Here is a 255-nt window from a genome sequence, read left to right as displayed (position 1 = left end):
GCGTCACCCGGGTGCAGCTCCGGGATGCCGGCTACTTCCCCGGCGACGACTCGTCCTCGCGTGGCGCGTTCTAAGGCGTCGTCCTCATCAGCGGCGGGAGTGACCAGGTCCTGTCGCAGGCCACCGACGGCGTCGGCGTAGGCGTCCCACGGCTTGTCTCCCCGGGCTGGCGGGACGGGACGGTCCTCAGTCCTTGCGGCCAGCGCGAGCAGCTTCGTCAGGTCGGCGGCCTCTGCGGCCGGAATTTGCTGGGCG

Annotated in this window: 1 protein-coding gene; it reads right to left on the bottom strand. The window is 71.8% G+C overall.

What is annotated here, in order from left to right; all coding sequences use genetic code 11:
* Window positions 1-255: hypothetical protein (locus RM423_RS26330; protein ID WP_311425766.1), on the bottom strand; the 255-nt coding region annotated here is incomplete at both ends.

Source organism: Jatrophihabitans lederbergiae (assembly GCF_031845305.1).
GTDB lineage: Bacteria > Actinomycetota > Actinomycetes > Mycobacteriales > Jatrophihabitantaceae > Jatrophihabitans_A > Jatrophihabitans_A lederbergiae.
The sequence above is the reverse complement of the archived record's forward strand: the minus strand, read 5'-3'. Positions and strand labels throughout refer to the sequence as shown.